Origin of the sequence: Cohnella faecalis (assembly GCF_003570905.1) — a bacterium.
Classification (GTDB): Bacteria; Bacillota; Bacilli; order Paenibacillales; family Paenibacillaceae; genus Cohnella; species Cohnella faecalis.
Genome location: NZ_QXJM01000026.1, coordinates 1 through 13,515, shown reverse-complemented (window position 1 = coordinate 13,515; position 13,515 = coordinate 1). Strand labels below are relative to the sequence as shown.

The following is a 13,515-nucleotide window of genomic DNA, read 5'->3' as shown; positions in this document are numbered from 1 at the left end:
GAAATGACGGGCCAGCTTCGAACTATCGTATCCGAATAAGATCGACAGCGTCGGTGACGGCAGAATCGCCGAGGAATTGTCCGCTAATTCGAGCAAGCGGCGTCCGGAGCCGACCAGATCGCGGATTCTATGCGAGAGCTGGCAGCCGGAGCCGATTCCCAGCGGAAGGAATGAAGAGAGGCGCCGAAGTCACGATTCAGATTCGCGACGGCATCTGGACGATCGGAGATCGGACGACTTCGGTGGCAGCCGTCGCTGAGCAAGCGACCAAGCACGCGCAAGATGGCAACGAGACGGTGAAGCAAGCCGTCGAACAGATGGAACGATCGCAAGGACGGTCGAGAGCTCCGTTCGGGACGCTCGCGAATTGCACGAGAAGTCCAAGAGCATTAGGGGCATGGCGGACGCGATCGCAGGAATAGCCTACAAGACGAACTTGCTTGCCCTTAACGCCAGCATAGAAGCGAGCCGAGCGGGAGAGCAAGGCAAGGGCTTCGCGGTCGTAGCGGGAGAGGTTCGTAAGCTGGCGCTTCAGTCGAACGAGACGGCGGCCGTTATTTCCTCGAAGGTGGAAGAAATTCGCGCCGTAATCGAAGCAGTGGCGAAGCGGATCGAAAGGGGTTCGTCGAAGTTCAGAGCGGAACCGAGCTCGTACGCCAGGCGGGAGGCACGTTCCAAGATATCGTCGGAGGCATTGCCGACATGGAAGCGGAGCTGAGGGAAATCGCTTCGGCAGGACAAGAGATCGGCGCCAGGATCGAGGAGCTGGCCGCTCTCGTCGAAGAGACCGAGGCGATATCGGAAGCGAGTGCGGATCGTTCGCAGGAAGCGGCCGGCATAGCCGAATTCCAGTCGAATTCGGTGCGCGGCGTGGCTGACGCGATGGGATCGCTGACGCAGCGCATCGCGGAGCTTGAGCGTGCGGTCAATCGGTTCCGGTAGTAGAGCGGACAATCATTTTTGAAAGACAAACTAGACCAGAGGCCAGCATCAACCCCTTCGTAAGACGATTTCGTTCCGCTCTCCAAACGATTAAGATAGCATTATAGAATCGGTAAGAGCGATAGAACGAAGGAGTGAACGAGCGATGAAAAAGCGAAAAGCGCGTGCGCATGGACGATGATGGTGACGTCGCTGCCGCGGGGAATTGCTGTGTTCGTCATAGCGATCGTCGGGGTTTGCGTCGGATTGCCGCTTGCCCCGTTCATAATAGGTTTACCGATATTGGCGGCGACGTTGAAGGCTTGCGAACGGCTGATGTCGGGAGAGCGCAAGCTGGCTGCGACGTGGGATAGAGGGGAAGCGCACGATCCGGAGCATTGGGAAGCTCAAGCGGCTCAAAGCAACGATTCCGAACGGGCAGCAACGGGATGGAGAAGCTGGATCGCTACGCTGGGCCGAGTGCAAAACTATCGCGGATTGCTGTTCGGCGTTGCCCAGCTGCCTGCGACAATCTCAGCTTTTACGCTGGCAATCGTCATTCCGGCGACCTTCGCGGGCATCGCTCTTACGCCGCTGGCGTATCTTGTGAGCGATCGCGTCTTTTCCTTCGAGCTGTTCGGAGACGATTGGCTGCTAAATCGGGTGTTTACGAATTTAACGCCCGAGAATTATTCGTACATCATCGGTGGAATCGGCCTTGTTCTTCTGCTCCTTACTCCCTATCTGATTCGTCGGCTCGGCCGCATGTACGCGGCATGGATCCGTTGGATCGCAGGCGAAGAGAAGGCGATCGACGTATCGGAGCCACACGGCTCGGCCGGCTTGGCTGAAAGCTATCAATAAGACATAAATAGATCGATTATCGCGATCTTAGGCGACGGGGCGATCCTGGAGTCGGGTAATTTCCGACTCCGGGACCGTTTTATTGTAGGACAGATGACGGAGTGCGTGGTACAATATTTTCCATCTTATGTTTTGTCGGAGGGAAGCTATTGTCGGCAGCCGAAATAAGCAATAGGTCTAGCAAAAGCTCGTTCAATCCTCCCGAACGCCGAGGAGGAGCAATCTGGTTAGCGACAATGATCGCGTTAGCGGGACTATGGACTTCCGGGAGCTCGATCTGGCTGAAAGGCATAGCCGGCTGGATCGTCGTAGCGATAGCCTGGACGGCCGTGCTTCGATTAAGGAGGGAGCTGTCTGCACGCGAAGCGTCGATGGCGTTAATCGTTCGGCCTTATGCTGGCTGGCATCCGCCGGGCCGGGGTCGCCGGGATGTTCGTTGTATGGAATGTAAATCCGTATACTTCCGTACTTTCGAGCCTGGAAATACCGTTTTTTGTTCATATTACAATTGATTGCGCAGTGATATTCGCCGTTCTTGCGATTACGGTATGGTTATGGTTTCTATCCGCCGTCGTACCGACCGTAGCTCGCAGGACAGGCGGAAATCCGATTCGAATGGTTGTTCTAGCCGCTTCCGAGACGCGCAAAAACGTCCGATTGTGGTCAATGCTTCCGCTGACTGCTTGTATCCATCTCATCTCATGGGCTGTAGCGGCAAGCTGCGGGGGCGCCGCTCAGGCCATTGCAGGGCTGGCGAACGGTTGGGTGGAGCTGTTGCTGCTTGCCGGATTGCTGCGCGTCTCGAAGTTCGCGCCTCTTGCAGCGCCACGACAAGCAGCCGATTCAACCGTCACCGTCGTTCGAGGTCGTCGAACGGCGCTCATCGCCATCGCTGCCCTGAATCTGCTGTTGTTCGGTTCTACTGCGTTTTGTTCATATCGGGAGGACATCCCGCTTGGAAAGTCGGTTGACGTATCCGCTCAGTATAGCCAGCGGAGCGGTAATCGCAGCGATTTCCTGGCTGCTTGGACTGTTTAAGCCTCTTTATTATGTTGCGTTAGCGGTTATTTTTTTGCTCGTGTCTATTTTGTTCGTTCTATTGATTTTTCAACAATTGAATTAAAGGTTTGCAAGCAAAAAGGCCGTTCCGGTGAACGGCCTTTTTGGCTTGGTGCTACATCCATTCCTCGCCCCAGTTCTGGATGGATTGAATGACTTCCTCCAGACCGCGGCCTTTCTCGGTTAACTCGTATTCGATGCGAACCGGCATTTCCGGGTATACGGTTCTTGTCAGGATGCCTAGCGACTCCAGCTCTTTCATACGGTCGGTGAGCATCTTGTCGCTCATGTCGGGATCTGACCTTTAATGTCTTTGAACCGTTTCGGACCGCCAAGCAGAACTCGTATAATGAGACCCGTCCACTTTTTGCCGAGCAAATCAGCAGCCGATTCGTATTTGGGGCACATCTTGGAATAATCCATAAGGACTCCCCTTCTTTCAATATTGTAACATACTCACTTGTGGAAAGTAAGTGAAAACTTAAATTAAGTTTTATACTTGACAAAAGTAAGTGACTTAAAATAATATACTAACATAAGGACGGCACAGTCCAATACTAAAAAGAAGGCGAGTGTTCATTATGGAATGGGGATTACTATTATTGAGGGTCGTTATCGGCTTGTTATTCGTAGGTCACGGGATGCAGAAGCTGGCCGGATGGTTCGGCGGTTACGGATTGAACGGCACGGGCGGCTTTTTCGAATCGATTGGAATCAAACCGGGTAAAACGATGGCCTTTCTAGCCGGATTGGCCGAGGTTGCAGGCGGCTTGCTGTTCGCTTTCGGGTTCCTTACACCGCTGGCGGCCCTGTTGATCGTAGGCACGATGCTTATCGCCATTATCAAGGTACATGGCAAAAACGGCCTATGGGTTACGCAAAACGGGTATGAGTTAACCTCGTACTGATCGTCATCGCCATCGCGGTTGCCTTGATCGGTCCTGGCGATTATTCGTTGGATTCGTTATGGATCGACTAATCGGCTACGACAATTTTATCTAACTGCATGAACCAAGGGAGGTTTTCAAGATGATTAACGTACAGCGTTCCCAAGACCGGTATTCCGCGGATCACGGCTGGTTGAAGTCCAGGTTTAGTTTTCATTCGCCGACTATTACGATCTCCATCTCGCGATGAGGGTGCATGCCGAACCCTTCCGATTCGGCGATCCAATCGTCGTTCAGCACTCTCATCGGTCCAAAGCTCATATTGTCTGGATCGTAATAGTCGGCGAATGAAAAACTAAACCTGGACTTCAACCAGCCGTGATCCGCGGAATACCGGTCTTGGGAACGCTGTACGTTAATCATCTTGAAAACCTCCCTTGGTTCATGCAGTTAGATAAAATTGTCGTAGCCGATTAGTCGATCCATAACGAATCCAACGAATAATCGCCAGGACCGATCAAGGCAACCGCGATGGCGATGACGATCAGTACGAGGTTAAACTCATACCCGTTTTGCGTAACCCATAGGCCGTTTTTGCCATGTACCTTGATAATGGCGATAAGCATCGTGCCTACGATCAACAGGGCCGCCAGCGGTGTAAGGAACCCGAAAGCGAACAGCAAGCCGCCTGCAACCTCGGCCAATCCGGCTAGAAAGGCCATCGTTTTACCCGGTTTGATTCCAATCGATTCGAAAAAGCCGCCCGTGCCGTTCAATCCGTAACCGCCGAACCATCCGGCCAGCTTCTGCATCCCGTGACCTACGAATAACAAGCCGATAACGACCCTCAATAATAGTAATCCCCATTCCATAATGAACACTCGCCTTCTTTTTAGTATTGGACTGTGCCGTCCTTATGTTAGTATATTATTTTAAGTCACTTACTTTTGTCAAGTATAAAACTTAATTTAAGTTTTCACTTACTTTCCACAAGTGAGTATGTTACAATATTGAAAGAAGGGGAGTCCTTATGGATTATTCCAAGATGTGCCCCAAATACGAATCGGCTGCTGATTTGCTCGGCAAAAAGTGGACGGGTCTCATTATACGAGTTCTGCTTGGCGGTCCGAAACGGTTCAAAGACATTAAAGGTCAGATCCCCGACATGAGCGACAAGATGCTCACCGACCGTATGAAAGAGCTGGAGTCGCTAGGCATCCTGACAAGAACCGTATACCCGGAAATGCCGGTTCGCATCGAATACGAGTTAACCGAGAAAGGCCGCGGTCTGGAGGAAGTCATTCAATCCATCCAGAACTGGGCGAGGAATGGATGTAGCACCAAGCCAAAAAGGCCGTTCACCGGAACGGCCTTTTTGCTTGCAAACCTTTAATTCAATTGTTGAAAAATCAATAGAACGAACAAAATAGACACGAGCAAAAAAATAACCGCTAACGCAACATAATAAAGAGGCTTAAACAGTCCAAGCAGCCAGGAAATCGCTGCGATTACCGCTCCGCTGGCTATACTGAGCGGATACGTCAACCCGACTTTCCAAGCGGGATGTCCTCCCGATATGAACAAAACGCAGTAGAACCCGAACAACAGCAGATTCAGGGCAGCGATGGCGATGAGCGCCGTTCGACGACCTCGAACGACGGTGACGGTTGAATCGGCTGCTTGTCGTGGCGCTGCAAGAGGCGCGAACTTCGAGACGCGCAGCAATCCGGCAAGCAGCAACAGCTCCACCCAACCGTTCGCCAGCCCTGCAATGGCCTGAGCGGCGCCCCCGCAGCTTGCCGCTACAGCCCATGAGATGAGATGGATACAAGCAGTCAGCGGAAGCATTGACCACAATCGGACGTTTTTGCGCGTCTCGGAAGCGGCTAGAACAACCATTCGAATCGGATTTCCGCCTGTCCTGCGAGCTACGGTCGGTACGACGGCGGATAGAAACCATAACCATACCGTAATCGCAAGAACGGCGAATATCACTGCGCAATCAATTGTAATATGAACAAAAAACGGTATTTCCAGGCTCGAAAGTACGGAAGTATACGGATTTACATTCCATACAACGAACATCCCGGCGACCCCGGCCCCGGCGGATGCCAGCCAGCATAAGGCCGAACCGATTAACGCCATCGACGCTTCGCGTGCAGACAGCTCCCTCCTTAATCGAAGCACGGCCGTCCAGGCTATCGCTACGACGATCCAGCCGGCTATGCCTTTCAGCCAGATCGAGCTCCCGGAAGTCCATAGTCCCGCTAACGCGATCATTGTCGCTAACCAGATTGCTCCTCCTCGGCGTTCGGGAGGATTGAACGAGCTTTTGCTAGACCTATTGCTTATTTCGGCTGCCGACAATAGCTTCCCTCCGACAAAACATAAGATGGAAAATATTGTACCACGCACTCCGTCATCTGTCCCTACAATAAAACGGTCCCGGAGTCGGAAATTACCCGACTCCAGGATCGCCCCGTCGCCTAAGATCGCGATAATCGATCTATTTATGTCTTATTGATAGCTTTCAGCCAAGCCGGCCGAGCCGTGTGGCTCCGATACGTCGATCGCCTTCTCTTCGCCTGCGATCCAACGGATCCATGCCGCGTACATGCGGCCGAGCCGACGAATCAGATAGGGAGTAAGGAGCAGAAGAACAAGGCCGATTCCACCGATGATGTACGAATAATTCTCGGGCGTTAAATTCGTAAACACCCGATTTAGCAGCCAATCGTCTCCGAACAGCTCGAAGGAAAAGACGCGATCGCTCACAAGATACGCCAGCGGCGTAAGAGCGATGCCCGCGAAGGTCGCCGGAATGACGATTGCCAGCGTAAAAGCTGAGATTGTCGCAGGCAGCTGGGCAACGCCGAACAGCAATCCGCGATAGTTTTGCACTCGGCCCAGCGTAGCGATCCAGCTTCTCCATCCCGTTGCTGCCCGTTCGGAATCGTTGCTTTGAGCCGCTTGAGCTTCCCAATGCTCCGGATCGTGCGCTTCCCCTCTATCCCACGTCGCAGCCAGCTTGCGCTCTCCCGACATCAGCCGTTCGCAAGCCTTCAACGTCGCCGCCAATATCGGTAAACCTATTATGAACGGGGCAAGCGGCAATCCGACGCAAACCCCGACGATCGCTATGACGAACACAGCAATTCCCGCGGCAGCGACGTCACCATCATCGTCCATGCCGCACGCGCTTTTCGCTTTTTCATCGCTCGTTCACTCCTTCGTTCTATCGCTCTTACCGATTCTATAATGCTATCTTAATCGTTTGGAGAGCGGAACGAAATCGTCTTACGAAGGGGTTGATGCTGGCCTCTGGTCTAGTTTGTCTTTCAAAAATGATTGTCCGCTCTACTACCGGAACCGATTGACCGCACGCTCAAGCTCCGCGATGCGCTGCGTCAGCGATCCCATCGCGTCAGCCACGCCGCGCACCGAATTCGACTGGAATTCGGCTATGCCGGCCGCTTCCTGCGAACGATCCGCACTCGCTTCCGATATCGCCTCGGTCTCTTCGACGAGAGCGGCCAGCTCCTCGATCCTGGCGCCGATCTCTTGTCCTGCCGAAGCGATTTCCCTCAGCTCCGCTTCCATGTCGGCAATGCCTCCGACGATATCTTGGAACGTGCCTCCCGCCTGGCGTACGAGCTCGGTTCCGCTCTGAACTTCGACGAACCCCTCTTCGATCCGCTTCGCCACTGCTTCGATTACGGCGCGAATTTCTTCCACCTTCGAGGAAATAACGGCCGCCGTCTCGTTCGACTGAAGCGCCAGCTTACGAACCTCTCCCGCTACGACCGCGAAGCCCTTGCCTTGCTCTCCCGCTCGGCTCGCTTCTATGCTGGCGTTAAGGGCAAGCAAGTTCGTCTTGTAGGCTATTCCTGCGATCGCGTCCGCCATGCCCCTAATGCTCTTGGACTTCTCGTGCAATTCGCGAGCGTCCCGAACGGAGCTCTCGACCGTCCTTGCGATCGTTCCCATCTGTTCGACGGCTTGCTTCACCGTCTCGTTGCCATCTTGCGCGTGCTTGGTCGCTTGCTCAGCGACGGCTGCCACCGAAGTCGTCCGATCTCCGATCGTCCAGATGCCGTCGCGAATCTGAATCGTGACTTCGGCGCCTCTCTTCATTCCTTCCCGCTGGGAATCGGCTCCGGCTGCCAGCTCTCGCATAGAATCCGCGATCTGGTCGGCTCCGGACGCCGCTTGCTCGGAATTAGCGGACAATTCCTCGGCCGATTCTGCCGTCACCGACGCTGTCGATCTTATTCCGGATACGATAGTTCGAAGCTGGCCCGTCATTTCCTGAAGAGAGCGGGCGATCGAGCCTACTTCATCCGTCCTTCGGGTATCCTTCACGGACAGCTCATCGCTCAATTTTCCTTCTGTAACACCGCCAAGAAACAACTTGAATCGAATGAGCGCAGCACGATCCGACGTCTGATCATGACGGCGATCAACCCTATCAGCACGACGGCCAACGCTCCGGCAATGCCGCTCATCCGGATGAGCTCGGTGCGTACGGTGGAGCTCGCCTCCGCAGGAACCGAGACGATGAACGACGCCGTTTCCCCCGTCATGAGTCCGTATTGCGAAGTCACGTGACTGAATTGCTTGCCGTTGACCGTTACGGAATCGAATTCGGGCTCGGCCGGAGCCGCATTTTCGCCCAAATAAGCGGCAGAGCTTCGTCGCTTGCCAACGTCTGCCCGTCCTTCGAACGGATCGCCACTCCGGCGTTCAGAAGCGAGCTTACTCCTTGAAGCGCCGCGTCGTCCATCACTCGGCCGAATAGCAGCAAGCCGGGGACGGCTTATCCTTCTCTTCGTTAGTAATTCTGGATACGGCGATGACGGCGAGCCCTTGGACGTTCGAACCATTCCGTACACATCCGGTTTTTTCTTCAACTCCGGAAATAACTCGCCGACAGCGACTTTTTTCGTAAATTCCTCAAGATCTCCCGCCTGTGAGAGCACATCCCGTCATTATCGAGCGTCACGACAAAATGGACGTTCGGAATAATACCCTTGGAGACATCCACGTTTTCCTTGATCCATTTCGTATCCTTGGCTTCTACCGCGGCGCGGTTGTCCTCCCATTTGGCGTTAGTAATAACGCTGGCGGACAACTGTTTCCCCAGTTGCTCCGTCAGCTTGTGTGTTGGGCGGAGTATATTATTCGACGCTGAGCTCCGACATTCGGGATATCGAATGGTCTCATGCGTTGGAGATCGAACAGCTCGGCGCACAAGCTGACGGAGCAACTGGGGGAACAGTTGTCCGCCAGCGTTATTACTAACGCCAAATGGGAGGACAAACCGCGCCGCGCGGTAGAAGCCAAGGATACGAAATGGATCAAGGAAAACGTGGATGTCTCCAGGGTATTATTCCGAACGTCCATTTTGTCGTGACGCTCGATAATGACGGGAATGTGCTCTCACAGGCGGGAGATCTTGAGGAATTTACGAAAAAAGTCGCTGTCGGCGAGTTATTTCCGGAGTTGAAGAAAAAAACCGGATGTGTACGGAATGGTTCGAACGTCCAAGGGGCTCGCCGTCATCGCCGTATCCAGAATTACTAACGAAGAGAAGGATAAGCCGTCCCCCGGCTTGCTGCTATTCGGCCGAGTGATGGACGACGCGGCGCTTCAAGGAGTAAGCTCGCTTCTGAACGCCGGAAGTGGCGATCCGTTCGAAGGACGGGCAGACGTTGGCAAGCGACGAAGCTCTGCCCGCTTATTTGGGCGAAAATGCGGGCTCCGGCCGAGCCCGAATTCGATTCCGTAACGGTCAACGGCAAGCAATTCAGTCACGTGACTTCGCAATACGGACTCATGACGGGGGAAACGGCGTCGTTCATCGTCTCGGTTCCTGCGGAGCGAGCTCACCGTACGCACCGAGCTCATCCGGGATGAGCGGCATTGCCGGAGCGTTGGCCGTCGTGCTGATAGGGTTGATCGCCGTCATGATCAGACGTCGGATCGTGCTGCCGCTCATTCGATTCAAGTTGTTTCTTGGCGGTGTTACAGAAGGAAAATTGAGCGATGAGCTGTCCGTGAAGGATACCCGAAGGACGGATGAAGTAGGCTCGATCGCCCGCTCTCTTCAGGAAATGACGGGCCAGCTTCGAACTATCGTATCCGGAATAAGATCGACAGCGTCGGTGACGGCAGAATCGCGAGGAATTGTCCGCTAATTCCGAGCAAGCGGCGTCCGGAGCCGACCAGATCGCGGATTCTATGCGAGAGCTGGCAGCCGGAGCCGATTCCCAGCGGGAAGGAATGAAGAGAGGCGCCGAAGTCACGATTCAGATTCGCGACGGCCATCTGGACGATCGGAGATCGGACGACTTCGTGGCAGCCGTCGCTGAGCAAGCGACCAAGCACGCGCAAGATGGCAACGAGACGGTGAAGCAAGCCGTCGAACAGATGGGGAACGATCGCAAGGACGGTCGAGAGCTCCGTTCGGGACGCTCGCGAATTGCACGAGAAGTCCAAGAGCATTAGGGGCATGGCGGACGCGATCGCAGGAATAGCCTACAAGACGAACTTGCTTGCCCTTACGCCAGCATAGAAGCGAGCCGAGCGGAGAGCAGGCAAGGGCGCTTCGCGGTCGTAGCGGGAGAGGTTCGTAAGCTGGCGCTTCAGTCGAACGAGACGGCGGCCGTTATTTCCTCGAAGGTGGAAGAAATTCGCGCCCGTAATCGAAGCAGTGGCGAAGCGGATCGAAGAGGGGTTCGTCGAAGTTCAGAGCGGAACCGAGCTCACGCTCCGTACGCGCAGGCGGGAGGCACGTTCCAAGATATCGTCGGAGGCATTGCCGACATGGAAGCGGAGCTGAGGGAAATCGCTTCGGCAGGACAAGAGATCGGCGCCAGATCGAGGAGCTGGCCGCTCTCGTCGAAGAGACCGACGGGCGATATCGGAAGCGAGTGCGGATCGTTCGCAGGAAGCGGCCGGCATAGCCGAATTCCAGTCGAATTCGTGTGCGCGGCGTGGCTGACGCGATGGATCGCTGACGCAGCGCATCGCGGAGCTTGAGCGTGCGGTCAATCGGTTCGGTAGTAGAGCGGACAATCATTTTTGAAAGACAAACTAGACAGAGGCCAGCATCAACCCCTTCGTAAGACGATTTCGTTCCGCTCTCCAAACGATTAAGATAGCATTATAGAATCGGTAAGAGCGAGCTAGAATAGACAACGAAGGAGTGAACGAGCGATGAAAAAGCGAAAAGCGCGTGCGGCATGGACGATGATGGTGACGTCGCTGCCGCGGGGAATTGCCTGGTTCGTCATAGCGATCGTCGGGGTTTGCGTCGGATTGCCGCTTGCCCCGTTCATAATAGGTTTACCGATATTGGCGGCGACGTTGAAGGCTTGCGAACGGCTGATGTCGGAGAGAGCGCAAGCTGGCTGCGACGTGGGATAGAGGGGAAGCGCACGATCCGGAGCATTGGGAAGCTCAAGCGGCTCAAAGCAACGATTCCGAACGGGCAGCAACGGGATGGAGAAGCTGGATCGCTACGCTGGGGCGAGTGCAAAACTATCGCGGATTGCTGTTCGGCGTGCCCAGCTGCCTGCGACAATCTCAGCTTTTACGCTGGGCAATCGTCATTCCGGCGACCTTCGCGGGCATCGCTCTTACGCCGCTGGCGTATCTTGTGAGCGATCGCGTCTTTTCCTTCGAGCTGTTCGGAGACGATTGGCTGCTAAATCGGAGTGTTTACGAATTTAACGCCCGAGAATTATTCGTACATCATCGGTGGAATCGGCCTTGTTCTTCTGCTCCTTACTCCCTATCTGATTCGTCGGCTCGGCGCATGTACGCGGCATGGATCCGTTGGATCGCAGGCGAAGAGAAGGCGATCGACGTATCGGAGCCACACGGCTCGGCGGCTTGCTGAAAGCTATCAATAAGACATAAATAGATCGATTATCGCGATCTTAGGCGACGGGGCGATCCTGGAGTCGGGTAATTTCCGACTCCGGGACCGTTTTATTGTAGGGACAGATGACGGAGTTGCGTGGTACAAATATTTCCATCTTATGTTTTGTCGGAGGGAAGCTATTGTCGGCAGCCGAAATAAGCAATAGGTCTAGCAAAAGCTCGTTCAATCCTCCCGAACGCCGAGGAGGAGCAATCTGGTTAGCGACAATGATCGCGTTAGCGGGACTATGGACTTCCGGGAGCTCGATCTGGCTGAAAGGCATAGCCGGCTGGATCGTCGTAGCGATAGCCTGGACGGCCGTGCTTCGATTAAGGAGGAGCTGTCTGCACGCGAAGCGTCGATGGCGTTAATCGGTTCGGCTTATGCTGGCTGGCATCCGCCGGGGCCCGGGTCGCCGGGATGTTCGTTGTATGGAATGTAAATCCGTATACTTCCGTACTTTCGAGCCTGGAAATACCGTTTTTGTTCATATTACAATTTGATTGCGCAGTGATATTCGCCGTTCTTGCGATTACGGTATGGTTATGGTTTCTATCCGCCGTCGTACCGACCGTAGCTCGCAGGACAGGCGGAAATCCGATTCGAATGGTTGTTCTAGCCGCTTCCGAGACGCGCAAAAACGTCGTCCGATTGTGGTCAATGCTTCGCTGACTGCTTGTATCCATCTCATTCATGGGCTGTAGCGGCAAGCTGCGGGGGCGCCGCTCAGGCCATTGCAGGGCTGGCGAACGGTTGGGTGGAGCTGTTGCTGCTTGCCGGATTGCTTGCGCGTCTCGAAGTTCGCGCCTCTTGCAGCGCCACGACAAGCAGCCGATTCAACCGTCACCGTCGTTCGAGGTCGTCGAACGGCGCTCATCGCCATCGCTGCCCTGAATCTGCTGTTGTTCGGGTTCTACTGCGTTTTGTTCATATCGGGAGGACATCCCGCTTGGAAAGTCGGTTGACGTATCCGCTCAGTATAGCCAGCGGAGCGGTAATCGCAGCGATTTCCTGGCTGCTTGGACTGTTTAAGCCTCTTTATTATGTTGCGTTAGCGGTTATTTTTTTGCTCGTGTCTATTTTGTTTCGTTCTATTGATTTTTCAACAATTGAATTAAAGGTTTGCAAGCAAAAAGGCCGTTCCGGTGAACGGCCTTTTTGGCTTGGTGCTAACATCCATTCCTCGCCCCAGTTCTGGATGGATTGAATGACTTCCTCCAGACCGCGGCCCTTCTCGGTTAACTCGTATTCGATGCGAACCGGCATTTCCGGGTATACGGTTCTTGTCAGGATGCCTAGCGACTCCAGCTCTTTCATACGGTCGGGTGAGCATCTTGTCGCGCTCATGTCGGGGATCTGACCTTTAATGTCTTTGAACCGTTTCGGACCGCCAAGCAGAACTCGTATAATGAGACCGTCACTTTTTGCGAGCAAATCAGCAGCGATTCGTATTTGGGGCACATCTTGGAATAATCCATAAGGACTCCCCTTCTTTCAATATTGAACATACTCACTTGTGAAAGTAAGTGAAAACTTTAAATTAAGTTTTATACTTGACAAAAGTAAGTGACTTAAAATAATATACTAACATAAGGACGGCACAGTCCAATACTAAAAAAGAAGGCGAGTGTTCATTATGGAATGGGGATTACTATTATTGAGGGTCGTTATCGGCTTGTTATTCGTAGGTCACGGGATGCAGAAGCTGGCCGGATGGTTCGGCGGTTACGGATTGAACGGCACGGGCGGCTTTTTCGAATCGATTGGAATCAAAACCGGGTAAAACGATGGCCTTTCTAGCCGGATTGGCCGAGGTTGCAGCGGCTTGCTGTTCGCTTTCGGTTCCTTACACCGCTG

The 13,515-nt window shown here is 54.0% G+C and carries 23 protein-coding genes and 5 pseudogenes; 18 read left to right on the top strand and 10 right to left on the bottom strand.

The window, feature by feature from the left end:
• Nucleotides 1-170: 170 nt before the first annotated feature.
• From D3H35_RS30265 to D3H35_RS05840, 5 genes are all read left to right on the top strand, one after another.
• Nucleotides 171-422, top strand: coding sequence for a hypothetical protein (locus D3H35_RS30265; RefSeq protein ID WP_147355758.1), 252 nt, complete (start codon nt 171-173; stop codon nt 420-422).
• A complete protein-coding gene (locus D3H35_RS34030; protein WP_119148194.1) occupies nt 326-718 on the top strand; it encodes a methyl-accepting chemotaxis protein in 393 nt (130 codons plus the stop codon). The genes D3H35_RS30265 and D3H35_RS34030 overlap by 97 nt, the downstream gene beginning before the upstream one ends.
• Nucleotides 703-942 (top strand): hypothetical protein, encoded by a 240-nt coding sequence (locus tag D3H35_RS05850; protein WP_119148193.1) that lies wholly within the window; start codon nt 703-705, stop codon nt 940-942. Before D3H35_RS34030 ends, D3H35_RS05850 begins: the two co-directional genes overlap by 16 nt.
• A gap of 177 nt (nt 943-1,119) precedes the next feature.
• Nucleotides 1,120-1,785 carry a sensor domain-containing protein gene (locus D3H35_RS05845; RefSeq protein WP_119148192.1) on the top strand — a complete coding sequence of 222 codons (666 nt, stop codon included), beginning with the start codon at nt 1,120-1,122 and terminating at the stop codon, nt 1,783-1,785.
• Between the two features lie 429 nt (nt 1,786-2,214).
• On the top strand, nt 2,215-2,823 hold the full coding sequence (locus D3H35_RS05840) for a hypothetical protein (protein WP_147355757.1): 609 nt from the start codon (nt 2,215-2,217) through the stop codon (nt 2,821-2,823).
• A 136-nt stretch (nt 2,824-2,959) separates the two neighbouring features.
• Here D3H35_RS05840 and D3H35_RS05835 read toward each other — a convergent pair.
• A pseudogene (locus D3H35_RS05835) lies at nt 2,960-3,267 on the bottom strand (winged helix-turn-helix transcriptional regulator).
• Between the two features lie 158 nt (nt 3,268-3,425).
• Here D3H35_RS05835 and D3H35_RS05830 point away from each other — a divergent pair.
• Nucleotides 3,426-3,823, top strand: a pseudogene (locus D3H35_RS05830) (DoxX family protein).
• Nucleotides 3,824-3,953: 130 nt separating this feature from the next.
• On the opposite strand, the pseudogene D3H35_RS05825 reads toward D3H35_RS05830, so the two are convergent.
• Together D3H35_RS05825 and D3H35_RS05820 are read right to left on the bottom strand one after the other, a co-directional pair.
• Nucleotides 3,954-4,154: pseudogene (locus D3H35_RS05825) on the bottom strand (pirin family protein); the annotation flags it as partial.
• Nucleotides 4,155-4,204: 50 nt separating this feature from the next.
• Nucleotides 4,205-4,603: a DoxX family protein gene (locus tag D3H35_RS05820; RefSeq protein ID WP_119148189.1), complete on the bottom strand. Its 399-nt coding sequence runs from the start codon at nt 4,601-4,603 to the stop codon at nt 4,205-4,207.
• 158 nt (nt 4,604-4,761) lie between these two features.
• On the opposite strand from D3H35_RS05820, the gene D3H35_RS05815 reads away from it, so the two are divergent.
• Complete coding sequence (locus D3H35_RS05815; RefSeq protein WP_119148188.1) at nt 4,762-5,124, top strand: winged helix-turn-helix transcriptional regulator; 363 nt, start codon at nt 4,762-4,764, stop codon at nt 5,122-5,124.
• Here D3H35_RS05815 and D3H35_RS05810 read toward each other — a convergent pair.
• The 6 genes from D3H35_RS05810 to D3H35_RS05790 form a co-directional block, all read right to left on the bottom strand.
• The gene (locus D3H35_RS05810) at nt 5,121-6,098 is read right to left on the bottom strand and encodes a hypothetical protein (RefSeq protein WP_119148187.1); all 978 of its coding nucleotides are present in this window, start codon (nt 6,096-6,098) and stop codon (nt 5,121-5,123) included. The two genes, D3H35_RS05815 and D3H35_RS05810, sit on opposite strands and share 4 nt — an antisense overlap.
• A gap of 150 nt (nt 6,099-6,248) precedes the next feature.
• Entirely contained in the window at nt 6,249-6,920 is a 672-nt protein-coding gene (locus D3H35_RS05805) for a sensor domain-containing protein (protein WP_119148186.1), read from the bottom strand.
• A gap of 171 nt (nt 6,921-7,091) precedes the next feature.
• Entirely contained in the window at nt 7,092-8,111 is a 1,020-nt protein-coding gene (locus D3H35_RS05800; RefSeq protein ID WP_119148185.1) for a methyl-accepting chemotaxis protein, read from the bottom strand.
• Nucleotides 8,108-8,407, bottom strand: coding sequence for a hypothetical protein (locus D3H35_RS05795; RefSeq protein ID WP_119148184.1), 300 nt, complete (start codon nt 8,405-8,407; stop codon nt 8,108-8,110). Before D3H35_RS05795 ends, D3H35_RS05800 begins: the two co-directional genes overlap by 4 nt.
• Nucleotides 8,362-8,535: a hypothetical protein gene (locus D3H35_RS30595; protein WP_158593965.1), complete on the bottom strand. Its 174-nt coding sequence runs from the start codon at nt 8,533-8,535 to the stop codon at nt 8,362-8,364. Before D3H35_RS30595 ends, D3H35_RS05795 begins: the two co-directional genes overlap by 46 nt.
• A 102-nt stretch (nt 8,536-8,637) precedes the next feature.
• A complete protein-coding gene (locus D3H35_RS05790; protein ID WP_119148183.1) occupies nt 8,638-8,862 on the bottom strand; it encodes a hypothetical protein in 225 nt (74 codons plus the stop codon).
• Between the two features lie 90 nt (nt 8,863-8,952).
• Here D3H35_RS05790 and D3H35_RS05785 point away from each other — a divergent pair, with 90 nt between their 5' ends.
• The 10 genes from D3H35_RS05785 (at nt 8,953) to D3H35_RS05740 (ending at nt 12,623) form a co-directional block, all read left to right on the top strand.
• Nucleotides 8,953-9,144, top strand: a complete 192-nt coding sequence (locus D3H35_RS05785; RefSeq protein ID WP_119148182.1) for a hypothetical protein — start codon at nt 8,953-8,955, stop codon at nt 9,142-9,144.
• A 117-nt stretch (nt 9,145-9,261) separates the two neighbouring features.
• Nucleotides 9,262-9,519 carry a CHASE4 domain-containing protein gene (locus D3H35_RS05780; protein ID WP_147355756.1) on the top strand — a complete coding sequence of 86 codons (258 nt, stop codon included), beginning with the start codon at nt 9,262-9,264 and terminating at the stop codon, nt 9,517-9,519.
• Nucleotides 9,520-9,643: 124 nt separating this feature from the next.
• Entirely contained in the window at nt 9,644-9,928 is a 285-nt protein-coding gene (locus tag D3H35_RS05775; protein WP_119148180.1) for a methyl-accepting chemotaxis protein, read from the top strand.
• Nucleotides 9,918-10,238, top strand: coding sequence for a hypothetical protein (locus D3H35_RS05770; protein WP_119148179.1), 321 nt, complete (start codon nt 9,918-9,920; stop codon nt 10,236-10,238). The genes D3H35_RS05775 and D3H35_RS05770 overlap by 11 nt, the downstream gene beginning before the upstream one ends.
• A gap of 63 nt (nt 10,239-10,301) precedes the next feature.
• Nucleotides 10,302-10,772, top strand: coding sequence for a methyl-accepting chemotaxis protein (locus D3H35_RS33410; RefSeq protein ID WP_119148178.1), 471 nt, complete (start codon nt 10,302-10,304; stop codon nt 10,770-10,772).
• 177 nt (nt 10,773-10,949) lie between these two features.
• Nucleotides 10,950-11,159 (top strand): sensor domain-containing protein, encoded by a 210-nt coding sequence (locus tag D3H35_RS05760; protein WP_119148177.1) that lies wholly within the window; start codon nt 10,950-10,952, stop codon nt 11,157-11,159.
• 106 nt (nt 11,160-11,265) lie between these two features.
• Entirely contained in the window at nt 11,266-11,634 is a 369-nt protein-coding gene (locus tag D3H35_RS05755; RefSeq protein WP_119148176.1) for a hypothetical protein, read from the top strand.
• Nucleotides 11,635-11,798: 164 nt separating this feature from the next.
• Complete coding sequence (locus tag D3H35_RS30260) at nt 11,799-12,029, top strand: hypothetical protein (protein WP_147355755.1); 231 nt, start codon at nt 11,799-11,801, stop codon at nt 12,027-12,029.
• A gap of 112 nt (nt 12,030-12,141) precedes the next feature.
• Nucleotides 12,142-12,330 (top strand): hypothetical protein, encoded by a 189-nt coding sequence (locus tag D3H35_RS30255; protein ID WP_147355754.1) that lies wholly within the window; start codon nt 12,142-12,144, stop codon nt 12,328-12,330.
• 101 nt (nt 12,331-12,431) lie between these two features.
• On the top strand, nt 12,432-12,623 hold the full coding sequence (locus tag D3H35_RS05740; RefSeq protein WP_119148173.1) for a hypothetical protein: 192 nt from the start codon (nt 12,432-12,434) through the stop codon (nt 12,621-12,623).
• A 208-nt stretch (nt 12,624-12,831) separates the two neighbouring features.
• Here the strand turns inward: D3H35_RS05740 and D3H35_RS05735 are convergent.
• A pseudogene (locus tag D3H35_RS05735) lies at nt 12,832-13,136 on the bottom strand (winged helix-turn-helix transcriptional regulator); the annotation flags it as partial.
• A gap of 155 nt (nt 13,137-13,291) precedes the next feature.
• On the opposite strand from D3H35_RS05735, the pseudogene D3H35_RS05730 reads away from it, so the two are divergent.
• Nucleotides 13,292-13,515 (top strand): annotated as a pseudogene (locus tag D3H35_RS05730) (DoxX family protein); the annotation flags it as partial.